Annotated in this window: 17 protein-coding genes and 2 pseudogenes; 7 read left to right on the top strand and 12 right to left on the bottom strand. The window is 62.2% G+C overall.

The window, feature by feature from the left end; genetic code table 11:
- Nucleotides 1-55 precede the first annotated feature (55 nt).
- Nucleotides 56-1,450 (bottom strand): amidohydrolase family protein, encoded by a 1,395-nt coding sequence (locus tag RM533_RS01265; RefSeq protein ID WP_311339370.1) that lies wholly within the window; start codon nt 1,448-1,450, stop codon nt 56-58.
- Complete coding sequence (locus RM533_RS01270) at nt 1,447-2,835, bottom strand: amidohydrolase (RefSeq protein ID WP_311339371.1); 1,389 nt, start codon at nt 2,833-2,835, stop codon at nt 1,447-1,449. The genes RM533_RS01265 and RM533_RS01270 overlap by 4 nt, the downstream gene beginning before the upstream one ends.
- Nucleotides 2,836-3,135: 300 nt before the next feature.
- Here RM533_RS01270 and RM533_RS01275 point away from each other — a divergent pair.
- Both RM533_RS01275 and RM533_RS01280 read left to right on the top strand, forming a co-directional pair.
- Nucleotides 3,136-3,863, top strand: a pseudogene (locus tag RM533_RS01275) (aldehyde dehydrogenase family protein); the annotation flags it as partial.
- A 407-nt stretch (nt 3,864-4,270) separates the two neighbouring features.
- Nucleotides 4,271-4,639 carry a DUF4440 domain-containing protein gene (locus RM533_RS01280; RefSeq protein ID WP_311339372.1) on the top strand — a complete coding sequence of 123 codons (369 nt, stop codon included), beginning with the start codon at nt 4,271-4,273 and terminating at the stop codon, nt 4,637-4,639.
- A 66-nt stretch (nt 4,640-4,705) separates the two neighbouring features.
- Here RM533_RS01280 and glmS read toward each other — a convergent pair whose 3' ends face one another.
- Both glmS and glmU read right to left on the bottom strand, forming a co-directional pair.
- On the bottom strand, nt 4,706-6,556 hold the full coding sequence (gene glmS, locus RM533_RS01285; protein WP_311339373.1) for a glutamine--fructose-6-phosphate transaminase (isomerizing): 1,851 nt from the start codon (nt 6,554-6,556) through the stop codon (nt 4,706-4,708).
- 28 nt (nt 6,557-6,584) lie between these two features.
- Entirely contained in the window at nt 6,585-7,940 is a 1,356-nt protein-coding gene (glmU, locus tag RM533_RS01290) for a bifunctional UDP-N-acetylglucosamine diphosphorylase/glucosamine-1-phosphate N-acetyltransferase GlmU (protein ID WP_311339374.1), read from the bottom strand.
- A 155-nt stretch (nt 7,941-8,095) separates the two neighbouring features.
- Here glmU and RM533_RS01295 point away from each other — a divergent pair, with 155 nt between their 5' ends.
- A complete protein-coding gene (locus RM533_RS01295) occupies nt 8,096-8,782 on the top strand; it encodes an HAD-IA family hydrolase (RefSeq protein WP_311339375.1) in 687 nt (228 codons plus the stop codon).
- Between the two features lie 9 nt (nt 8,783-8,791).
- Here the strand turns inward: RM533_RS01295 and RM533_RS01300 are convergent, their stop codons facing one another.
- The 5 genes from RM533_RS01300 to RM533_RS01320 all read right to left on the bottom strand — a co-directional run bounded on the left by RM533_RS01300 (nt 8,792) and on the right by RM533_RS01320 (nt 13,771).
- Nucleotides 8,792-10,300: an OprO/OprP family phosphate-selective porin gene (locus tag RM533_RS01300; RefSeq protein ID WP_311339376.1), complete on the bottom strand. Its 1,509-nt coding sequence runs from the start codon at nt 10,298-10,300 to the stop codon at nt 8,792-8,794.
- 219 nt (nt 10,301-10,519) lie between these two features.
- Nucleotides 10,520-10,819, bottom strand: a complete 300-nt coding sequence (locus RM533_RS01305) for a DUF2794 domain-containing protein (protein ID WP_311339377.1) — start codon at nt 10,817-10,819, stop codon at nt 10,520-10,522.
- Between the two features lie 90 nt (nt 10,820-10,909).
- Complete coding sequence (epsC, locus tag RM533_RS01310; RefSeq protein ID WP_311339691.1) at nt 10,910-11,632, bottom strand: serine O-acetyltransferase EpsC; 723 nt, start codon at nt 11,630-11,632, stop codon at nt 10,910-10,912.
- A 133-nt stretch (nt 11,633-11,765) separates the two neighbouring features.
- Nucleotides 11,766-12,383 (bottom strand): HdaA/DnaA family protein, encoded by a 618-nt coding sequence (locus RM533_RS01315; protein WP_311339378.1) that lies wholly within the window; start codon nt 12,381-12,383, stop codon nt 11,766-11,768.
- On the bottom strand, nt 12,380-13,771 hold the full coding sequence (locus RM533_RS01320) for a heavy-metal-associated domain-containing protein (RefSeq protein ID WP_311339379.1): 1,392 nt from the start codon (nt 13,769-13,771) through the stop codon (nt 12,380-12,382). Before RM533_RS01320 ends, RM533_RS01315 begins: the two co-directional genes overlap by 4 nt.
- Before the next feature lie 61 nt (nt 13,772-13,832).
- Between RM533_RS01320 and purM the strand changes: the two genes are divergently transcribed.
- From purM to RM533_RS01335, 3 genes and pseudogenes are all read left to right on the top strand, one after another.
- Nucleotides 13,833-14,966 (top strand): phosphoribosylformylglycinamidine cyclo-ligase, encoded by a 1,134-nt coding sequence (gene purM / locus RM533_RS01325; protein WP_311339380.1) that lies wholly within the window; start codon nt 13,833-13,835, stop codon nt 14,964-14,966.
- A gap of 26 nt (nt 14,967-14,992) precedes the next feature.
- Nucleotides 14,993-15,577: pseudogene (purN, locus tag RM533_RS01330) on the top strand (phosphoribosylglycinamide formyltransferase); the annotation flags it as partial.
- Between the two features lie 66 nt (nt 15,578-15,643).
- On the top strand, nt 15,644-16,834 hold the full coding sequence (locus RM533_RS01335) for a sulfotransferase family protein (protein ID WP_311339381.1): 1,191 nt from the start codon (nt 15,644-15,646) through the stop codon (nt 16,832-16,834).
- Between the two features lie 105 nt (nt 16,835-16,939).
- On the opposite strand, the gene ndk is transcribed toward RM533_RS01335, so the two are convergent.
- From ndk to RM533_RS01350, 3 genes are all read right to left on the bottom strand, one after another.
- A complete protein-coding gene (gene ndk / locus RM533_RS01340) occupies nt 16,940-17,362 on the bottom strand; it encodes a nucleoside-diphosphate kinase (RefSeq protein ID WP_311339382.1) in 423 nt (140 codons plus the stop codon).
- A 112-nt stretch (nt 17,363-17,474) separates the two neighbouring features.
- The gene (locus RM533_RS01345) at nt 17,475-17,987 is read right to left on the bottom strand and encodes a DNA polymerase III subunit chi (RefSeq protein WP_311339383.1); all 513 of its coding nucleotides are present in this window, start codon (nt 17,985-17,987) and stop codon (nt 17,475-17,477) included.
- On the bottom strand, nt 17,984-19,441 hold the full coding sequence (locus tag RM533_RS01350) for a leucyl aminopeptidase (RefSeq protein WP_311339384.1): 1,458 nt from the start codon (nt 19,439-19,441) through the stop codon (nt 17,984-17,986). Before RM533_RS01350 ends, RM533_RS01345 begins: the two co-directional genes overlap by 4 nt.
- Nucleotides 19,442-19,591: 150 nt before the next feature.
- Between RM533_RS01350 and RM533_RS01355 the strand changes: the two genes are divergently transcribed.
- Complete coding sequence (locus RM533_RS01355; protein ID WP_311339385.1) at nt 19,592-22,003, top strand: LPS-assembly protein LptD; 2,412 nt, start codon at nt 19,592-19,594, stop codon at nt 22,001-22,003.
- Nucleotides 22,004-22,157: the final 154 nt, after the last annotated feature.

Consider the following 22,157-nt stretch of genomic DNA (forward strand, 5'->3'; position numbering starts at 1 on the left):
TTGAAAGCTTGCGGCATGCTAAAAGGCCGACGCCCGCACTGCGGGTGCAGACGGATCAGTGGCTATAAGCCTTGGGCAGCGTCTGTTCGTCGAGATCGCGGTAACGTTCGCGAAGGCGGGTCTGATGGTTCGTGAGCGGTTGTTCAACGCCGTCGACGAACACCCGTACCGGTGTCGATGACACTTCCAGCGGGTCACCATCCCATATCACCACATCGCCAAGGGCCCCGGGTGCAAGCACGCCGGCCTGGCCACCCATGCCCGAAATCTGCGCAGGAACAGAGGTGATGGCGGCGAACGCTTCTGACCAGGTCAGTCCGGTTGCGCCAGGCACGTTCTGCAGACCCACGAGATTGCCTGCATATTGAGGGGCATTGCGCGGCTGCTCCATGTCCATGAACGGGCCGAGCGCCACTGTCACGCCTGCATCGACCATGCGGCCAATGTTGCTCTGCGTCGCTGCAAGCTGTTCGAACCGCTCGGGCAGGTCGATCAGCGGCGGCGCGATGACCGGCACACCGGCAGCAGCGATGCGATCAGCCACCATCCAGCCTTCGGCCGCGCCGACAAGCACAAGGTCCAGTTTCGGAAATTCCTGCCGCAGGGCGAGTGCCTGCAGGATATCGGCGCTGCGGTCGGCGACGACATAGAGCGGTTGCGTGCCCTGGACCACCGGCCTGAGCGCGGCTGCATCAAACCGGCTCAACTCGACATCATCGCCACGTTCCGCAAGATCGTCGACAAGACGTGGGTCCAGAGGAAGATCGTCGCCACGGCGGATCTCCGCAGGCCGGGAGGCAGAGCCTGCGATCTGCGCGCGGTCGCCGAACTCCCGCGCTTCGCGTAAAGCGTTGCGCAACAACGCATGAACAGCAACGCGGCTGCCGCCGGCGAGCCTTGCACCTGTCTCGCCGATGGCGATCATCTGGAATGCGCGTGCGCGCGTCACAACGTCCGGATCGGCACCAAGATCGATAAGCGCGCCTTGTCCTGCAAAGATGGACCCGGCGGGGTAACCGACTACCGAAGCACGGGTTACGCCCCCTGCGCGGCTGGTCATGATGTGCTGGTTGATGGGATTGACCGCGACCGAATAGTCAAGAGCTGCGGAAAAGGTCGAGTTTCTCGCTGCCCGATCGTTGCTTTCCTGCACACCGCCTACATCGAACAGGCCAAGATCGGTAAGAGGCGCAAACAGCCCCGGTGTAATCCACATGCCTGTCCCGTCGATGACGGTGACGCCAGCGGGAACCGCGACATCCGGTCCCACTGCCACGATCCTGCCGGAGCGCACCACCACCGTGCCGGGACCGACCCGATCGCGCGCGTCGCCAGTAGCAACCGTTGCTCCGGTGACGGCGAAATCCTGCGCAACGAGCGGCGTTGCCGCGCTTGCAAGAGCGGTCGCAGCGGCAAGTGTGAGCGTCAGCCGACGTGTGAACTTGCTCATTTCGTGTCTCCCTCGCCGGGCTGACCCAGTTCGAAATCGCTGACCGGACGGCGGCGCGGATCGGTTGCATCGTACATCAGCGACCCGTCGATCCAGACCTTCTCAGGACGGGCATAAACCGACAGCGGATTGGCATTCCACAAGACCACATCTGCCATCTTGCCGCTTTGTAGCGTTCCGGTCTGATCGGCGACACCCAGCGCCTTGGCCGCATTGCCGGTCAGCCAGCGGACAACCTCGGCGTCGGATATCTCCACACCCATGCGGCGGCCGGCGGCCTGTGCCTTGGCTGCTTCCTGATTGAGCCGCTGAATTCCGTTGGCGTCGTCGGAATGGATAATGACACAGGCTCCGCCGTTGTGCACCAGCGCCGCGTTTTCGGGGATGCCATCGTAGGATTCCATTTTGAAGCCCCACCAATCAGCCCAGATTGCCGAACACACGTCGTTTTCACGCAGCAGATCGGCGATCTTGTAACTTTCGACCGCATGGTGAAAAGCCGTCACGCGGTAGCCGAACTCCTTGGCCATATCGAGGACGAGCGCCATCTCATCGGCACGGTAGCAGTGATTGTGCACCAGAATGTCGCCGTTTAGGACACCGGCCAGGGTTTCCTTGCCCAGATCGCGTTTTTTCATGTCGCCATCGGCATAGGCGCGCGCGTCGATCCAGGTCTGTCGATTGACAGCAAAATTGCCCATCCGTGTGGATGGCATGGTGTTGCGGCTGCCATAAACCCGCTTGGGATTTTCGCCACATGCCATCTTCATGCCGTAAGGTGCGCCGGGAAACTTCATGCCTTGCACGGTGCGCGACGGCACGTTTTTCAATGTGACGGAACGCCCCCCCATCAGATTGGCAGATCCGGGCAGGATCTGCAGGCTGGTCACCCCGCCATTGGCAAGAGCGCGTGAAAAGCCAGGATCCTGCGGCCATACCGAATGCTCGGCCCACACTTCGGGGGTGGTGGGCGACGTCGCCTCGTTGCCGTCAGAATGGGCATCGACGGAAGGAGACGGATAATCGCCCAGATGCGAATGGACGTCGATGATGCCCGGGGTCACGAATTTACCCGTGCCGTCGATCCGCTGATATTGATCCGGAATCGCCATGGCGCGCTCGCCTGTTGCCACGATCCTGCCATCTTCGAACAGGACGACACCATCGTCTATCCGCCCGCCGTTACCGTCGAAAATCGTCGCACCGACCAACGCGGTGGCAACTCCCGGGTAAGCAGCGTAGGTGGACGCGTAAGGAATGCCTGTGCCGGCGGCAGTGCGGGCACCATCGAGGTTGCCCGTGCCTGCGCATCCGGCAAGAGGCAGGCCAAGGGCAAGGCCCAGTGCCCCTGTGACTTTGACGGCCAGTGATCTGCGCTTTGGCATTATCCATCCTCTTCTCGACCCGGCTTCTTCTCGACCTGGCCTTTTTCCCCATCCGGCTTTTGCACATGGCAGAAGAACCGACCGCCAAATTGCCGCTGTTGCAGCGTTCGTCAAGTAAGAGAGCGCTGCCGCGTCACATGAGCAGGCATAGACACATGAATGCGTCGGGGGCACCTGCGGCCAAGGTCGTGCGTCATGACGGCGACCGGAATGGCAAAAGATGAGGCAAGGAGGATCCGGGCCCTACTTGCATCAACCCGCTTTTACCTGAACAATCGCGTGTAATTTGCCAGCGCGGCGGTGGAGGTGACTGATAAACACACGGGTAACACAGCCTTTGAAACCCGCACTCGTCGAAGAGACGATGATCGACAAGGCGGCTGCAGGGCGGTTGCAGGGGCGGCTTAGGGGCGGTCACGGCAAGAGCACCCATGGTCTAGCTTGGCGCCAACGTTCATAGAGAGGTGCTCGGAAAAGGCGTCGAACAGTTCAGGCAAAGGTTCGACGATCTGGTCCATGTCCTGTGTGTGGAGGCAGGCAAGCCGATCAACGACGCTGAAGGGAAGTGACCCGTCTGATCGACACCTTTCGCATCGCAGCAGAAGGAACCTGCATGTCTGGCGAGATGCAGCCGCTTGACATTGCCAAGCGGACGAAAGGCGCGTCCGGCATCTGGAAACGGATGCCTGTAGAGCCACGCAGTTTCATCAGCCCGTTCAACGTTCCGCTCAATCCTGCCGCGCGCAAGATTGCGCCTGCCGGTGCCATGATTTGCCCGTTCGTGCTGAAGCCGGCGTCGCGCGCACCGCTTGGCGCGCTGCTTAGTGGCCAGCTGCTGGCGGGAACCTGCTTGTCCAGGAGCTTTTTCCATTCTGCCGGCGTCGCGCGCTGCAGCGGCCCTGCTAAGCCGGGATGACTGGCTCAAGCTGCTTTCGTTTACCGGAAGCCCGCAGGCAGGTAGGGCGCTGAAGGCAATCGCCGGCAGAAAGAAGATGGTCTTCGAGTTTGGCGGGAACGCGGCGGTCATCAAGCCGGCACAATCATACGCGATCTGCCCTTGGTGCTCTCGGCATGGGATAGACTGGGAATCGGTGGCGTCGTGGTCAACGATGTGCCGTTATACCGGGTCGACTGCATGCCTGATGGCGGGGGTGAAGGACGCGGGTCTTGGTGATGAAGGCATTTGACTTGCCATGAAGGGCATGAGCAAGATCCGCAGCTGACCTGCATCGCCATGCTGCCGCCAAGTTCGCCATTTGGCCCGTCGATCATTGTCCATATTGCCGCCGTCCCACGTGGCCGCCAGCGCCAGCACAGGTGCCAAGGCTATGGTGTCGCTTGGCATTGCCATTGGCGGGCAGGCTGCATTTCAGGGAAACTATCGCTTCTGTCCGCATTATGTCGTGAGAACGGTTTTACAGCAAAGGTCTTGATCATGGATGATGCGCGCATCTGGAACTTCGAAGAGGAACTCTGGGTCGGAGGAAAGGATGCTTACGATCGCAAGGTCAGCGATGATTGCCTGATGGCACTGCCCGAACGACCTTATGTGTTCACCGGCACTGCGGCGAAGGAAGGGGTCAAGAACACTCCGCAGTGGGACGAGGTGATCTTTGCTGACAAGGCCGTCGCTCGGCCTGAGGAAGGACTGATCGTGATAGCCTATCGCGCCAAGGCATCACGCGGCAAAGAGCATTATCACGCGCTTTGCACCAGCACGCTGAGGCGGCTGTCCCACGAGGAATGGAAAGTCGTCCAGCATCAGCAGACCCCGTTCGACACCTCGGTGGCGCCGCCCTCCTGATCGCCCATCGCTTACCGCGATCGGCAACGCCTCAGGCAATGATGCCGGCGGCATGAAAACCGCCGGCTATTCTACCGTTACCGATTTTGCCAGATTGCGCGGCTGATCCACATCGGTCCCTTTGATGCAGGCGGTGTGATATGCCAGCAATTGCACCGGCACGGCATAGACCAGCGGTGCGATCAGCGGATGGACGCGGGGCATGGCAAGCGTCGCGACGCAGCCTTCGCCAGCCTCGGCAATACCCTGCGCGTCGGAAACGAGGATGATCCTGCCACCGCGCGCCTGCATTTCATGCATGTTGGAGATGGTCTTGTCGAACAGCGGCCCTGATGGCGCGATGACGACGATCGGCACCTGGTCATCCACCAGCGCGATGGGACCATGCTTCATCTCGCCGCTCGCGTAGCCTTCGGCATGAATGTAGCTGATTTCCTTCAGCTTGAGCGCACCTTCAAGCGCGAGCGGGTAATCGGGACCGCGCCCCATGTACAGCACATCGCGGGCAGGGGCGATCAGTTGCGCGACACTGGCAATGGCCTCGTCGCTGTCCAGCGCCGCTGTAAGACAGGCAGGTGCTTCCAGCAAATGGCGCACGATGTCGGCTTCTCCATCGGCATCCAGCCTGCCTTTTACGCGTGCCAGACGAGCCGCCAACGCAGCGAGCACCGCAAGCTGGCAGGTAAACGCCTTCGTGCTGGCAACGCCGATTTCAGGTCCGGCGTGAGTCGGCAGGACGAGGTCGGCTTCCCGCGCCATGGAGCTTGTCGGCACGTTCACGACCACTGCGATCACCTGCCCCGCAGCGCGGCAGTGGCGCAGCGCTGCCAGCGTATCGGCGGTCTCGCCACTTTGTGACACGAACAACGCCAGTCCGCCGGGCTCAAGCACCGGGTCGCGGTAACGAAATTCGCTTGCCACATCGACATCGACCGGCACATGCGCAAAATGTTCGAACCAGTATTTGGCGACCATACCAGCATAATAGCTGGTGCCGCATGCCACGATGGTGATGCGCTTGACGCCCGACAGGTCGAAATCCAGCTGCGGCAGGGCCACGGTTCGATCGATCTGGCGGATGTAGGACGTCAGGGTCTGTGCGACCACGATCGGCTGTTCGAAAATCTCCTTCTGCATGAAATGGCGGTAGTTGCCTTTTTCCGTCGCGGCAGCGGACACTCCCGAGAAGGTGATTGGCCGACTGACGGGGCGGTTCTCGCTGTCGTAGATCTTCACCTCGTCCGGGGTCATCATCACCCGGTCGCCTTCTTCCAGATAAGCGACCTTCTGGGTGAGCGCCGCAAGTGCCAGAGCGTCGGAACCCAGATAGGCCTCCCTGTCACCAAAGCCCACGACCAGCGGCGATCCCTGCCGCGCGCCGATGACCAGGCCAGGGTGCATGCGAAAGACGATGGCCAGCGCGAATGCACCGCGCAGGAGCGGCAGCACGGTTTGCACTGCTTGCCAGGGCGTTGCGCCGCACTCGACCTGTTCGGAGACGAGATGCGCCACCACTTCGCTGTCGGTTTCGCTCTGAAAGATCCGGCCGCGGGCAGCAAGTTCGGCACGCAAGCTGCGGTAGTTCTCGATTATGCCATTGTGGACCAGCGCCACTTCAGGCGTGGCGTGGGGATGGGCGTTCGCCCGGGTCGGCGCCCCATGGGTCGCCCAGCGGGTATGCGCAATGCCGGTGTTGCCGGGCGCAGGATCGCGTGCGACCTCGGCCACCAGATTGGCAAGCTTTCCTTCGGCGCGCCGGCGGATCAGCTGCGGACCGGGTGATCCGCCGTGGGTATCTTCTGTCGTGAGGGTGCACAGCCCCGCGCTGTCATAGCCGCGATATTCCATGCGGCGCAGCCCGTCGATGAGCCGGTCTGCAACTGCTGTCTGTCCTACGATCGCGATTATCCCGCACATGCGGCATGCTTTCCCGTTCTGGTGCGGTTCACTTGTTTCTCGCCTGCTTCTTCTTGCGCATGAGGTCGTGGAAACGGTCCGCCCAACCCGGCTTGATCAGCTGGTCGGCGCGTACCATGCGCAGTTCGCCATCGGCCACATCGCGGCTGACGGTGCTGCCGGCCGCAACGATCGCATCGGCTCCGATTGTCAGCGGCGCGACAAGCGCGCTGTTGGAGCCGATGAACGCCCGCTCGCCGATCGTCGTGCGATGTTTGAAATAGCCATCGTAATTGCAGGTTATCGTGCCCGCGCCGATATTGGCATTGGCGCCTATGTGCGCGTCGCCGAGGTAGGATAGATGGTTGGCCTTTGCCCCCTTGCCGAGCACTGCCTGCTTCATCTCGACAAAATTACCCAGGCGCGATCCTTCTTCAAGAACCGATCCTGGCCGCAGCCGCGCAAACGGCCCCACTTCGACGCCGCTTTCGATGCGGGCACCTTCGATGTGCGAAAAGGCGCGGATGGTGACATTGTCCGCGATATGAACACCCGGGCCAAATACGACATGAGGCTCGATGGTCACGTCACGCCCGAACCTTGTGTCCCAGCTCAGGAACACGGTCTCGCACGCGCGCATCGTCACGCCTGCTGCCATCGCCTCCTGCCGGCTGGTTTCCTGCCATTGCGCTTCTGCCCTGGCAAGCTCGGCACGATCATTGATGCCTGCAACCTCGGCCGCATCGGCTGTCTCTACTACAGCGCATGCCCGTCCATCGGACGTTGCAAGGTTCACGATGTCGGTGAGGTAATATTCACCCTGTGCGTTGTCATTGCCGATGCGGTCAAGCAGAGCGAACAGATCGGTAGCCCGCGCTGCCAAGACGCCTGAATTGCACAGCGTGCAGGCCCGCTGTGCATCATCGGCGTCCTTGTGCTCTACCATCTGCTCGATGTGTCCGGCACCATCGGCAATGATCCGCCCGTAGCCACGCGTATCTGCCGGCCGGAAACCCAGCACTGCCACCGCTGGTTGATCAGGCGCATGCAGCCGCTTGCGCAGGCGCGTCAGCGTATCTGCGCGGACAAACGGCACGTCGCCATACAGAACCAGCACGTCGCCGGAAAAGTCGCGCAGCATGTCCCTGGCCTGCGACACGGCATGCCCGGTGCCAAGCTGCCGGTCCTGCACTGCATACTCCACCTCCTTGCCCAGAACGTCGCGGACCTGCTGTGCGCCGTCGCCCACGATCAGCACTGTGCGCTGCGGAGACAGGACAGCGGCCCTGTCCATCAGATGCAGGATCATCGGCCGTCCCGCTATGGGGTGCAGCACCTTGTGCAGGGCGCTGTGCATGCGGGTGCCTCTGCCGGCAGCAAGGATAATGGTGGCAAGTTGTGTCATCCATGCGCCCTTGCCAGCAAAACGCTGCCGTTTCCATAGCAAGCCGCAGGCGTCATGCCTCTTGTCCGCAAGCTGCATGTCACCTGACAGCAAGGGACGCTGGCCTGACAATCTCCTGCTGTCACACGCGGCGGTTTTGCGCCATGGCCCTCTTCATGACAGATTTACCTGCAATCCGCTTTCGCACGATCGGCTTCGATCTGGACGGGACCTTGATCGACACCGTGCCCGATATTGCCAATGCGCTTAATCATGCGCTGCTGCTCGCCGGCCGTCCCCAGCTTGAACTGCACAAGGTGCGCGCGCTCGTGGGCGGCGGCGCAAAACGCCTGCTCGCACAGGCGCTTGCAGAGGGTACGGAGGAAAGAGTTGACGCTGCCGTGCTTGACCCATTGTATGCAGCTTTGCTCGACCATTATTCGATGAACATCTGTGTTGCATCACGCATCTATCCCGGGGTCGGGCCGGCGCTCGATGCTCTTGCCCGGCAGGGGATCATGCTTGGCGTGGCCACCAACAAGCTGGAACATCTGGCAAGAAAATTGCTCGACAGCATCGGGCTTGCGGACCGGTTTGCCTGTGTCATCGGCGGGGACACGCTGGGACCGGATCGGGCCAAGCCCAAGCCTGACATGCTGCATCAGCTTGTCCGCTCCTGCGGCGCAGGTGAGCCGGCAGCTTTTGTCGGCGATTCCATTTACGACACCCGTGCTGCACGCGCGGCAGGGCAGACGGCTATTGCGGTAAGCTTCGGCTATCGTGATCGGCCGGCCGAGGAACTGGGCGCTGATCGCGTCATCGACAGCTACGCGCAATTGCTGCCGGCGCTGCGCGTGCTCTGACGCGCAGGATCAGAAGTCCAGTTGCGCGCGCATGGCCATGACATCCACGCTGTAATTGCGCGTCGCATCCGCAGCTCCTGCAGGACCAGCCAGAAGCGCCGCATCCTCATAGCGGATATGAGCATAATTCGCCATAAGCCGCGTGTAGGTGGTGGGTGTCCAGATCAGCGACAGCATGGCAGCATCCTGCGTGCCGCCGGATATGCCCTGATCATTGAGGTCAAGCCGTTCGTAACGCACATTTGCCTGCCATGCGCCCGGACCGCCATCCTGTAGCCCGTTGGCAGGCACGATGCGCGCAAAGGCGCCCTGCTTGTAAGCGCGGCTGTCTCCACGGGTCAGGAACAAGCCTGCTTCGACCATTGCACCGAAGAAGACAGGGTCGACCAAGGCAGGGCGCGACACCTTCTGCCAGAAGCTCTCCGCCGCCAGGTGAAACGGGCCGGAAATCGCGGCAAGCTCCAGCCCCAGACCGGTTTCGCTCTCGGCGGTAATCGCCTGCGTATCGATGAAACGAACATCGCTGCCGTGGAACAAAGGCCGCACGCGGTAGCGTACGGTGTCCAACGCATCGCCTGTATCACGCCAATGTGCAGACCCGCCCAGATGGAGCTGTGCTGATCCCAGTTTCGGCATGAACACGGCGCGTGCATCAAGGCTGTAGGCGTTGTTGCCATCGTCACCAAGCGCATCGATGTCGTCTGTGAACACACCGCCCTGCAGCAGCAGATCGCCTGCGCCATATTCGCCCGACACGCCAAGGCGGCGCTCGAAACCAAAAGCATCACTGAAGGCCGCGCGTTCAAGAAAGCTGGCAAACAGGCTGGAGGTCATCTCCTCCAGTCCCTGGAAATGATTGTGCTGGCCAAGGCGCGCCCTGAAGTTGCCAGCAGTGTAATCGATATAGATGTCGATAGGTTGAAGACCATCTGCAATGTCGAAATCGGCGCGGTAAGCAAAATTGCCCGGCAGGTTGCCTTCCACACCCAGCCTGATCCGGCGTGCTTCGCTGGTGAACCCAAGGGCCGTGTCCTCGACCCCATCGGGCGCCAGCACAGTGCCGGCATCCAGCATGATGCGCCCCCGCGGCTTGAAGCTCCAGCCGCCTGGCGCGGTAAGTTCTGGCGCGCCTTTCCACGTTATTGCGGCCAAGTTCGTGTCGCCCGGGTCAGCAGGAGGGGGCAGGACCAGGAGCGGGTCCGGCACGGCGGGAGAGCCGGCAAGGAAAGATGCCGCAGCAGGAGCTCCGACGGCAAAGTCGGTTCGTTGTGCTGCGTCGGATTGATCATCCAGCGCCGCGGTTTCGACGTTGTCGATCCTGTCCTCCAACGATCGCGCGCGTGCCTCCAGCAGCCGCAACTGCGCCTGCAATTCGTTCATTTCGGCGCGCAGTACCGCAGTCTCGTCAGATGAGGCGTCCGTCTCCTGCGCATGCGCGGGCAGCGTGAGCAATCCTGCGGCGCAGCAGAGGGCAAATGCAATGGCATGTCGGAAACAGATCAAGAGCAGCGCTTTCATGCTGCCCCGCCTTGCAAGAATATGGGGCGGGGCGGGGTAGAAATTGGCAGGATGACTGGCGTAAAGCTATGCCGGATTTGTGACAGCCCAGTGACAGCCCAGTGACAGCCCTGTGACACGCCGACGATCCACCCGGTCTATGAGTATGGCGGATCGGGATCTTCACGCATTGCGAGTGGTTGGCCGGAGCCAGTACCCAAGGCCATAAAGTACTGGATATCAATCGACCAGCTTCAGGAGGCGCCGCTCCAGCACGGACAGCACGCCGGGCAGTTCGTGACCGCGTTTCAGAATTTGACCTTGCTCACCGAACAGCGTCCACATGCCTTGCCGGTTGCGCAGGGCAGGGCGCTTTTCAACGCGTATCTGCGGTCGTTCAGCCGCGCGGCTGAACGCACAGAAGCTTGCCGCATCGCGCTCGAAATTCATGGCGTAATCACGCCAATGTCCAGCAGCGACCATGCGGCCATAAAGGTCCATGATCCGCGCAAGTTCGCCGCGCTCGAACCCGGTCTGCATGGCCCGCGTACCGGGCAGAGGCAGGATATTTGATGATGCAGGCAATGTTCTACCGCTTCTTATCTGCGAAAAATCGGTGCGACCGGACCATCATGCTCCACCGGCTTCGTCACGGCGGCGCAGTGCCGCGTCATCAGGTGTCGCAGCAGGATTTGCAGCCGCCTGCCTGCGCAGCAAGCGCAGCTCATCTTCGAGTGCCGTCAGCCGTGCTGCCATGTCGCGGTCGCACGCAGGTGCCTCAGCCTGATCGCGGCACGGCGTGCCGTAGGGCATGAACGGTCGCTGGTAGGTTTCCACCGGAACCAGGGTCGAACGCGCCTTTACTCCCACCATGGTGGCGCCGTCGGGGACATCTTCTGTGACAACGGCAGCAGCACCGATCCGTGCACGCCGGCCGATTGTTACCGGACCCAGGATCTGCGCTCCCGATCCGATGATTGCGCCGTCAAGCAAGGTGGGATGCCGCTTGCCCGGTTTGCCATTGGTCGGATTGGTGCCGCCCAGCGTGACGCATTGGTAGATCGTCACGTCATCGCCGATCTCGGCCGTTTCCCCGATGACGGTAAAGCCGTGATCAATGAACAGATTGCGGCCAATCTGTGCACCCGGGTGAATGTCGATGGCTGTAAGAAAGCGGGAGAAATGGTTCACAAAGCGGGCAAGAAGGAACAGCCCGCCGCAAAACAGCCAATGCGCGACACGGTGCAACCCCAGGGCAAGCACACCGGGATAGATGAGGATTTCCCAGCGCGAGCGCGGCGCCGGATCGCGGGCCCGGATTGAATCAAGATAGGCGACAAGATTGTCGAACATCATACATACTTTCACTTGCCATTGCCGGATGCAAGCCAGGTAATGGCTCTGTCGCAATGGAATCTGCAATCGTCTTGCCGGGGCGGTCTTACATTCTGTAACCGGCTGCACATCGGTTCGGCCGGGTCAATCGTCAACCGCCAGCGTCGGACATGGCACATGCAGAAAGGGCATCGCGCCAGATGGACAGATTGGCAGGCATCTTGCGTTCAAGTCCAAGACGGTCGAGCGTTGCAACCAGTTCCTCTACCGCGGCAAAGCTGCGTGTGCAGCGCGGCACGAGGTAATCGACTGCCGCCATGCTCAGCACCAGCCCGCGTTTGCGCGCATGAAGGTCGAGCAATTGCGCCAGCATGGCTTCATCAGGCTGATCGATGACCAGCCTGGCCGCAGCGCCTATCCGGCTGGCAAGATCGGGCAGTCCGACCGACCACTCCTGACCGGCCGACGGACCCACGAGCAGCAAGGGCGTGCCGGTCTGCTGCGCACGGTTCCAGACGTGGAACAGCTCATGAGCATCGATCAACGCAGCGTCGTCCATGGCAATGCCCCGGCCACTGTCGCTGAACCAGCGGGCGATCGTGGAGCGACCCGATCGTTGCGGCCCCACCAGCACTGCGGTGTGAAACGGCCATTGTCCGGCGGCGTCACAGCTGCGGATGACGTTTGCGTTGGCTGCACCAACCAGCAGCCCGGAGGCAGGCTTGTCAACCAGCAGGGGCAACGCGATCTGCTTTGCCAGGGCGCTCACCGTGAAATGGACAATGCGCCTGTCCCTTGCGTTACCTGCCAGCCGCGTGCCGACAGTGCTGCGCCCAGTTCGGCAAGGCTTCCGGCATAAGCGATGCGCATGACCGAGGTGCCGCCGATTGCCAGCGATCCGACGGTGACGTTCTGCACCCCGGTGACCTGCCGCAGAGCAGCCAGGGCGCTGTCAATCGCCTGTGCATCGGGCGTGGCGACCTGCACCGCATAGCTGACGGCAGGTGCTACCGGATCGGCTGGGGTCTGGGTTTGCTGGGCGGGCGGCGCAGGCGGCTGCACGGCAGGTGCAGCAGGCTGCCGCACAGGAGCCATCTCACGGGCAAGGGTGCGCAGGAGATTGGCATCAAACCCTTCTTCCTTGAAGTCGAGCGTGGTATCAGTGCCAAGCCTGCCCTGCGCCAGCGCACGGGCAAAGATGGCGTCCAGCCGCAATGTGGCCTGCTCGAGCATCACCGGCAGCGCTTCCTCGTTCTGCGCAGTCAAGGCGAACTGATCCAGATAGGTGTTGTCCGGACCGAATCGCGCGGTGAAAGTGCCGCTGACCGGACCGCCGGGATATTGCCGTTCGAGCCGTGCTACCGGATAGACGACGTTGGAGGCGCCAAATTCATCAAGCACGATCCGCCACCAACTGCGGCTTCGTCGTTGCATCTGACCAGAATTGAGCAGCAGCGACTCCCACCCGCTCCCGCTGGGCCGGACATAATCGATCGGGCTTTCCGATACGCGGAACTGGGCCCAGGCGCGCTGCCACGGAGTGCGTGTCTCGTAGAGCTGTTCAACGCCTGCCGAAAAGACGATCGGCAGTACCAGCATCGGGGCCGAACGCGCGCGCTGGCCGGTGCTGCCAAGGATGTTCCCCGCGCGCGTGCGGTCATAGATGACGCCAAGCCGCGCCACATAGCGGCGAGGCCCGATGTGTTCGCGTTCCACCACCACGGCCGACACCATCGACGCAATGCTGCTGTCGGGCAGTTCGGGTGGTTTGGCACCGCCGTTGGTGCGGGCGTAGAGCTGCTCCCATCCCTTGCGCTGGGCTTCGCGCCAGCCATTCTGCCGCGCTTCTTCGGCTGTATCGCCGCTGGCGTTTACCGCAATGCCGCTCACTTCGAAGTCACCGGTGCTGGCAATCGGCGCGATGCCGCGGTCGCCTTCAACCTGCGCGGCAAGACGCCAGCCGCCAAGTGCCAGCAGAGTGACAAGCCCCGCTGTCAGGATCACGCGAAGGCGGGTATGCCGCCAACCTGCCAAGCGCTGCAATCCACGCATTGCTCCACCCTGACAGGTGGCTTGCGTCAGCACCTGCCGGATGCTTTGCTGTGCAGGCCCTGCCGCCAGTTGCGTCGGGCGCATTTCGGATGATCGGAAAATCACAGATGCTCCCTTGCCCAATCACTCGTGGAAATCCAAGTGCGAAAGCAGTAGGCGCCTGTCGATGAGCGACAAAGATGATTCCCGCAGTTCCGGCCGGCAAGGTGACGGCAATGGTTACAGCTATGCAGGTGCCGGCGTGTCGGTGGCGGCAGGCAACGCGCTGGTGAAGGCGATCGGCCCCCTGGCAAAGTCGACCGCCCGACCAGGCGCCACTTCCGAACTCGGCGGGTTCGGCGGCTTTTTCGACCTCAAGGCGGCCGGCTATGTTGATCCGCTGCTGGTCGCATCCAACGATGGGGTTGGCACCAAGGTGAAGCTGGCGACAGAGTACGACCGCCACGACACCATCGGCATTGATCTGGTTGCGATGTGTGTCAACGATCTGATCGTGCAGGGCGCTGAACCATTGTTCTTTCTGGATTATTACGCGACCGGCCGGCTTGACAATGATGTTGCGCAGCGGGTCGTCGCAGGCATTGCCGAGGGTTGCCGACAAGCTGGCTGCGCGCTCATTGGCGGCGAAACTGCAGAGATGCCCGGCATGTACAGGGAAGGCGAATACGATCTTGCCGGCTTTGCCGTGGGCGCGGTGGAACGTGGCGGGCAGCTTACCGGCGACAAGGTGGCCGCAGACGATGTCCTGCTGGGGCTCGCCTCCTCCGGCGTGCATTCCAACGGCTATTCGCTGGTGCGCAAGCTGGCGGCCGACAAAGGCTGGCGGCTGGATCGGCCTGCTCTGTTCGACCAGGATGCGCTGCTTGTCGACCTGCTCATGGCGCCGACACGGATCTATGTGCAAAGCCTGCTCGATCCGATCCGTGCCGGGCGCATCAAGGTCTGTGCGCACATTACAGGCGGTGGATTGCTGGAAAACATCCCGCGGGTCCTGCCTTGCGGTCAGCATGCGACCGTGGACGCCGATGCCTGGCCGCAGACGCGACTGATGGCGTTCCTGCAGGCGCAAGGCAATATCGAGCCCGAAGAAATGGCGCGCACCTTTAATTGTGGCATCGGCATGGTGCTGGTGGTCAGCCCGGACAAGGCAGATGCATTGCAGCAGGAGCTCAAGGCCGCAGGAGAGACTGTGTGGCAAATCGGCACTGTTAATAAGGGTACGCGCGGCTGCACCGTGCGCGGGCAGCATGCATGGTCGGCGCGCAAGGCCTGGTCTGCGACGCATGAGTTAACGGACTGATCCATCCTGTTGGGGCTGCTGTGACGATGAATGGTTCCACTCGCCCACGAGCCCGGGTTGCCGTGCTGATCTCAGGCAGCGGCACCAACATGGCCGCGCTGCTCTTTGCCAGCCGGCGCCACGACTGCCCCTATGAAATCGTGCTGGTCGGCTCCAACCAGCCGGATGCCGCCGGGCTGAAGCTGGCGGCGGCAGAAGGGGTGACGGCTTTTTCCATTGCGCACAAAGGGCTGAGCCGGGCTGAGCATGATGCCGCAATGGATGCCCGTCTGCGTGCTCAGGACGTGCAATATGTTGCGTTGGCGGGATACATGCGCATTCTGACCGCCGCCTTCGTCCAGTCGTGGGAAGGGCGGATGGTGAACATCCATCCCTCCCTCCTGCCGCGCCACAAGGGCCTCGACACGCATGCCCGGGCGCTGGAAGCAGGGGATAGCCAAGCCGGCTGCTCGGTGCATCTGGTGACGCCTGAACTGGACGATGGACCGGTGCTCGGGCAGACCAGGATTGCCGTCATGCCCGGCGACACGCCCGTCAGCCTTGCGGCACGCGTTCTGATCGCGGAGCATCAATTGTACCCGGCATGCCTTGCCGAGCTGGTGCGTGGCGAGGCCGTCGGCTGAAGATTTTTTGCAGGTTGGGGGAAACCGCCTTGGTAATCATGCATTCAGTGTCCGATGTCGAATGACTTTCATGATCCGCTCACCCGGACACGCCTGGTCGGGTGGATCAATGCCTGCCTGACGAAATCCTGGTCCAGGGGGTGGCTGGAGCGCCCGTCGCTTGCGCCCGAAGCCCTGTGGCGCAAGGCGCGCAAGAGCTTCCCTTCAGGTTGCGAGTTCGGTGGTCGCAGTTCAGCCGATGTTGCGGATTTTGCAGAACGGGTGGAGGTGCTGTGCACATCCCTTCAGGAAGAGGCGAGGCTGAACCCGCTTGGCCGCACAATCGCGCATGGTCTGCTGGTGCGGGTGATCCGCCAGCATCTTTCGCTCGGCTTGTTGTGGAAGAACAATCCGCGCCTGCCGCGCACGCAGGTTACAGCGCCCGTTCTGGTCGTTGGGCAGATGCGCGCCGGCACGACGCGACTGCATCGGCTGCTGGCCGCGGATCCGGCGCTGTGTTCCACCCGGTTTTGCGACAGCTGGAACCCCCTGCCGGTGGGCGTCGACCTGCGCCCGGCTTCCGGCGCGGTCGGGCTGGCAATTGCCCGGCGGCTGCACCCGCGGCTCGATGCGCTGCATCCGTTCGGCGCGACGCAGCCCGATGAGGAACTTGGCTGGCTGACGGCGGCGCTGTCGCATTGCGCGCTGGAAGTGCAGTGGCACATTCCTTCCTATACCGCATGGAGCGAGGAACGTGACGCAGCGCCTGTCTATCGAGAATATGCCCGCATTCTGGCGACCGATGCTGCACATCATGGCAACGCTGCTTCGCCGCGGGCGATGAAGGTGCCGCAGTTTGCGGAAGATCTGCCGACGCTGCTGCAAGCGTTTCCCGATGCGCGAGTGGTAGTCATCAGCCGTATCGATCACGAAGTGCTGGCAAGCGCGGCCTCACTGATTGCCAACCAGATGACGGTGCAGTCCGACAGTGTCGACCCGCGCTGGATCGGCACGGAATGCCGTCGCAAGTTGAAGCTGCGCGATGATCGGGTGTCGGCAGCGCTCACGAAGTGGCAAGGCCGCCTAAGCAAGGTGGATTACGACGAGTTCGACCGCGACTGGCAGGGAACAATCCGCCGCTGTTATCGCGAAATTGACCTGCCCTGTAGCAGGGAGGCGCTGCAATCGATGGGCCGTCTCATGGAACGATCGCCCGATCAGCAGCAGCGCGCACGCCATAATCCCGCAGCGTTCGGGTTGAACTGATCAGAGTTGTTACCCGACCGCAACGATGCTCTGCCTCACTCGTCCAGTATTGACAGGAACGAGCAAAAAGGGCGCTGCCTGGTGACAGCGACCCTGATGCAGATGTCAGCCGACGATATCTTCGGGCGTGAAGAAAAACGCGATTTCAGTGCGGGCATTATCCTCACTGTCTGAACCGTGCACCGTGTTGGCCTCGATTGATTCAGCATAATTCTTGCGGATCGTACCATCCTGCGCATCGGCTGGATTGGTGGCGCCCATGATGTCACGGTTGCGCTTTACCGCATCTTCACCCTCAAGCACCTGGACCACCACCGGACCGCTGATCATGAAGGAGACAAGCTCGCCGAAGAACGGACGTTCTTTATGAACACCATAAAATTCTTCGGCCTGTTCCCGGCTCATCTGGATGCGTCTGGACGCAACGACGCGCAGTCCTGCGTCTTCAAGCATCTTGGTGACCGCTCCTGTCAGGTTGCGGCGGGTGGCATCGGGCTTGATGATGGAAAAGGTGCGGGAAACGGCCATGTCGATCCTTTGAACGTATGCAAATGCATTTCTGGGCTTGCGCGCGCCCTTAGCCGTGCAGCGGGCGTGCGGCAAGTATCAACCATTGCAGTCAAAGGCCCCTGCAGCAGGTTCACGGCCCTTCCTTCCAGCCATTCTGGGCCTGCTTCCAATAGTGGAGCTCGCCATCCTGTTGCCGTTTCAGCAGGCTCCAGCATTGTCGGGCAGCAGCGATGCGGCTTTCATCGAAGAACAGCAAGGCTCGCGTGAAGCGCACCGCATCCTCGCGCCAGATACCATCGGCGAATACGACAACCGAGGCGTTGTTGACAGCCCTAGTGTCGCCGGCGATCAGAAGCGACTGGCGTGCGTCTGTCGCGGCCTCACCATCATGATCATTTGCAGCCTTGTGATCTCCCGCCCCACCATCTCCCGCCTCAGGGCATGCAGCCTCGCCATGCGCAAGGAAGCCTTCTGCCTGCCAGAGCGCATCCGAAATAGCGCGCCGCTGCGCCTTGTCGTCACTGACGACCAGCATGCGGTGCCCCGCAGCCAGGGCCTTGCGAGCGATTTCGGCGATGGCGACGGGCGCGGGGTCACGCGTCAGATGGTAGAAATCCACCCGCATGGCCCCGCTGCCGTTCACGCTTCTTCGGTGTCGCGCACGAACCGGTCGAGGAGGCGGACGGCGTAACCCGTTGCACCCTTGTCCCAAGTTGCGCCCGGCTTGTCTGCCCAGACCATGCCGGCGATATCGATATGCGCCCAGGGTGTCTCGTTCTCGATGAAGCGCAGGAGGAACTGTGCCGCCGTGATGGAGCCTGCCCCGCGCGGGCCGACATTGCGGATATCGGCAATGGGCGAATCGATGAGCTTGTCGTAGGCAGCACCCACCGGCATGCGCCACACTTTGTCACCGACCGCCTTGCCCGCGTTCGTCAGTTCGGCGGCGAGCGTGTCGTCATTGCTGAACAGCCCGGCATGTTCGTTGCCGAGCGAAATGATGATCGCACCTGTCAGCGTGGCAAGATCAACGATCCGGCGCGGCTTGAAGCGCTGCTGCGTCCAGGTCAGCGCGTCGCACAACACCAGCCGCCCTTCGGCGTCGGTGTTGATCACCTCCACTGTCTGGCCCGACATGGTGGTGACGACATCGCCGGGGCGCTGCGCCTTGCCGTCGGGCATGTTTTCCGCCAGCCCGCAAATGCCCACGACATTGGCCTTGGCCTTGCGCCCGGCGAGCGCCAGCATGGTGCCGGCCACTGCGCCTGCACCGCCCATGTCCCACTTCATGTCTTCCATGCCCGCGCCGGGCTTGATCGAGATGCCGCCGGAATCGAACGTGACGCCCTTGCCGACAAAGGCGATCGGCGCTTCATCGCCGCCGCCGTTCCAGTGCATGGCGATGATCCGCGCCGGCTTTTCCGAACCCTGCGCCACGCCAAGCAGCGCACCCATCCCCATCTTGTGCATTTCTTCAGGGCTGAGGACGGTGATCTCGACGCCTGTTCCTTCAAGCCGGGCCTGACAACGTTGGACAAAGCTCTCGGGATAGATGATGTTCGCAGGTTCGGTGACCAGTTCGCGGGTGAATTCGACACCTGCGGCGACTGCGGCGGCATCCTGCCAGGCAGCTTCGCTGCCATCGGACGCGTTCAGCGCCACGACTGTTTCAAGTGTCGCCTTCTGCTCGTCCTTTTGCGTCGTGCGGTAATTGTCCCAGCGGAACGCCCGGAGCCGCGCACCCATGAGCACTGCTGCCACCGCGGCTGCATCGAGGTTCGATTGTGCAAAATCAATGGCGAGCGCCGTCTCTCCCGACGACAGATATCGTGCGACAACCGCAGCGCCCGCTTTTTCCAGTGCGGGCAGGCGATCGTCGGCGGCAGGCTTGCCGGCGCCGGCAAGCACGGTGCGGCGCACGGTGCCATCGATCTCCTCGAATCCTTCGAAGACCTGCCCCGCCTTGCCGGTAAAGCGGCTGGCCCGTGCGCCCTCGCGCTGCGCAGCCGACATGTCGCCAGGCAATGCTCCTTCATCGACGATGCGGACAACGGTGCGGATATCGGCGGCAAGGCTGGTTTCGAAACGGATCTTCATGGCTGCTCCTGCAAGCGAGAGACGTAGGTTTCCGCAAGCTTGGCACTCTTGCGGGTCGGCAATTGATGGAACGATGCGTCAGGGATTGCTCCTGTCACGGCCGCATCATGGTGGATTGCAGTTAAGGATGGCCGGTGCGATAGGCAAGGCATGCCGCCCCGCCTGATCCTGCCGCCCAGCGCCTGCTTGCTGTCAATCCTGCCCGTTGCGCGAGCAGCATGTCCGCCAAGGCATCCTGCACGGCGCTTCCTGATGGTCGCCAGTCGTACCATGGCGGCTTGCGCATGGCCGCTGCTGGCACTGCTCCCCGGCCAGGTTGCCGCGCAGGCGACCGGGCCTGATGCTCCGCTGTTCTGGGATGATGGCGACCCTGACAACGCGCCTGAAGGAGTGGAAAGCAGGCCCGATGGCGCAGGGGAGGTGCCGGACCCGTTCCAGCTGGACGAACCACCCTCCGGCACCATCGGCTTTGCAGCCGACGAGGTGGAATACGACACAGGAGCGCAGGCTGTCGCGGCAACTGGCAATGTCCTGTTACGTCGCGAAGCGCAGGAGGTGCGCGCCGACCGGGTCAGCTGGAACCGCACCAGTGGTGAGATCGTCGCCAGCGGCAATGTGCGGTTGGTCGATGATGCGGGCAACATCCTTTATACCGACCGGATCACTCTGACCGAGGAACTGCGCGCAGGAGCGCTGGAAAATCTGCTGCTGGTACTCTCCCAAGGCGGGCGGCTGGCAGCCATGGGGGCAGCGCGTGACGATGATGGGCAGATCAGGCTTGAGGACGGGGCGTATTCCGCCTGTGCCATCGAAACTGCTGCCGGATGCCCCAAGACACCGACGTGGCGGGTCACCGCACACGAGGTATTGTACAACCCCGACACGCAAAAGGTACGGTTTTCAGGGGCGCGGCTGGAACTGTTCGGTAAGATTGCCGTGCCATTGCCTGGTCTTGCAATCTTTGCCGACGGGCGTGCTGTATCTGGCCTCACCAGCCCGGATATTCGCGTAAGTCAAGCCAATGGCGTGGAACTGTCGGCCGAATACTACTGGCGCATTGCGCAAAACCGCGAACTGACGCTGGGCGCCAGTGTCTTCACCGACGTGCTGCCCATGGTCACTGCTCGCTACCGTTCCCTGACTGCGCAGGGCGCTTATCAGATCACCGGCTATGCCACGAGCAGCAAGCGGATCCCGATCGGCAGCAGCACGGTGCAGACAGAGCAGGAAGCGTTCCGCGGCTATCTCGATACCAACGGGCAATATAATCTCAGCCCGACGCTCAGCATCATCGGCTCGCTGCGGCTGGCGAGCGACCGCACCTTCCTGCGCCGCTATGATATCAGCCGTGACGATCGGCTGCGCTCGATGCTGTCGATACGGCATATAGATGATGACACTTTCTTCAGCTTCACTGGCTGGGGGTTCCAGACCTTGCGGACCGGGGAGGATCAGGGGTTGGTGCCTTTTGCCTTGCCGCTGGTCGAATATCGCCGGCGGATCGATGATCCGCTGCTGGGCGGGCGAATCATGCTCGAAGCCAATACGCTGCTGCTCGCCCGGTCAGAGGGGCAGGATACGCAGCGCGCGCTGGCGGGTGCCACCTGGAGTCGGCGGACGCTGACGTCGTGGGGACAGGAGATCACCACAACCGCGATGGTGCGCGGCGACCTCTACCATTCGGATGAAAATGTCCTGACGGGCATTGACCAGTATCGGGGGGAGCCAGGCTGGCAGACGCGCGGAGTGGCAATCGGCGCGGTCGACGTGAAATGGCCGCTGACGGGCAGCTTTCTGGGCGGCACGCAGGTGCTGACCCCGCGCGTGCAGTTCGTCGCCAGCCCACAGATTCGCAACCTTGTCATTCCGAACGAGGATTCGCGCTCTGTCGACCTGGAGGACAGCAACCTGTTCGCGCTCAACCGCTTTGCTGGCCACGATCGGGTGGAGGACGGGGTGCGCTTTACCTACGGGCTGGACTGGCGCTGGCAGGCACCGGGCTGGCGGGTGGATGCCAATATCGGGCAAAGCTATCGGGTCACAGACGACAATACGCTGCTGCCGGACGGCACGGGCCTGACTGACCGCACCTCTGATGTGGTCGGCCGGGCCGAAATCCGGTGGGAGGATTTCGTCAGCTTCACGCACAGGTTCCGCATCGACAAGGATGAGCTGGCTTTTCGCCGCAACGAGTTCGACATTGCCGTCGGCACACGCGAAACCTATGCAGAAGCAAGCTATCTAAAACTGGACCGCGATGTGCCGCTGGTGCTTGAGGATCTCAACGATCGTGAGGAACTGCGCCTCGCCGGCCGCTATGCGTTTGCACGATTCTGGTCGGTGTTCGGGTCAACGGTGATCAACCTTACCGACGCGTCGGAAGATCCAAGCCAGATGTCCGACGGTTTTGAACCGCTGCGTACGCGAGTAGGAGTCGCGTACGAAGATGATTGCCTCGAGTTTGCCGTCACCTGGCGGAATGACAATTTCGATGCCGGCGATATCGTTGGCGGCAATACCGTGCTGTTCTCCTTCGGGTTAAAGAACCTGGGGTGGCGCTGAACCCGACTGACACCGCTTTGTGGTCCGGGCTGGGGCCGCCTCGCGCTCTTGCCTAGCTGGATGTCTGCTGCGGCGCTGTCATCGGGCGTGCCGGTCGGGTTCCATGATGTCTTTTGTGCCCGCTGAAGGCGGCGTAGCAGTGACAACGCGCTGA

The organism is Croceicoccus esteveae (assembly GCF_031846435.1).
Taxonomy (GTDB): domain Bacteria; phylum Pseudomonadota; class Alphaproteobacteria; order Sphingomonadales; family Sphingomonadaceae; genus Croceicoccus; species Croceicoccus esteveae.

Excerpts from the sequence above, each read along its gene's own strand:
- RM533_RS01280 (WP_311339372.1), top strand. The coding sequence starts at position 4,271 with ATGGATGATGCGCGCATCTGGAACTTCGAAGAGGAACTCTGGGTCGGA.
- RM533_RS01270 (WP_311339371.1), bottom strand. The coding sequence starts at position 2,835 with ATGCCAAAGCGCAGATCACTGGCCGTCAAAGTCACAGGGGCACTGGGC.
- glmS (WP_311339373.1), bottom strand. The coding sequence starts at position 6,556 with ATGTGCGGGATAATCGCGATCGTAGGACAGACAGCAGTTGCAGACCGG.
- RM533_RS01335 (WP_311339381.1), top strand. The coding sequence starts at position 15,644 with ATGTCGAATGACTTTCATGATCCGCTCACCCGGACACGCCTGGTCGGG.
- epsC (WP_311339691.1), bottom strand. The coding sequence starts at position 11,632 with ATGTTCGACAATCTTGTCGCCTATCTTGATTCAATCCGGGCCCGCGAT.
- purM (WP_311339380.1), top strand. The coding sequence starts at position 13,833 with ATGAGCGACAAAGATGATTCCCGCAGTTCCGGCCGGCAAGGTGACGGC.
- ndk (WP_311339382.1), bottom strand. The coding sequence starts at position 17,362 with ATGGCCGTTTCCCGCACCTTTTCCATCATCAAGCCCGATGCCACCCGC.
- RM533_RS01305 (WP_311339377.1), bottom strand. The coding sequence starts at position 10,819 with ATGCAGACCGGGTTCGAGCGCGGCGAACTTGCGCGGATCATGGACCTT.
- glmU (WP_311339374.1), bottom strand. The coding sequence starts at position 7,940 with ATGACACAACTTGCCACCATTATCCTTGCTGCCGGCAGAGGCACCCGC.
- RM533_RS01295 (WP_311339375.1), top strand. The coding sequence starts at position 8,096 with ATGACAGATTTACCTGCAATCCGCTTTCGCACGATCGGCTTCGATCTG.
- RM533_RS01355 (WP_311339385.1), top strand. The coding sequence starts at position 19,592 with ATGCCGCCCCGCCTGATCCTGCCGCCCAGCGCCTGCTTGCTGTCAATC.
- RM533_RS01265 (WP_311339370.1), bottom strand. The coding sequence starts at position 1,450 with ATGAGCAAGTTCACACGTCGGCTGACGCTCACACTTGCCGCTGCGACC.
- RM533_RS01350 (WP_311339384.1), bottom strand. The coding sequence starts at position 19,441 with ATGAAGATCCGTTTCGAAACCAGCCTTGCCGCCGATATCCGCACCGTT.
- RM533_RS01300 (WP_311339376.1), bottom strand. The coding sequence starts at position 10,300 with ATGAAAGCGCTGCTCTTGATCTGTTTCCGACATGCCATTGCATTTGCC.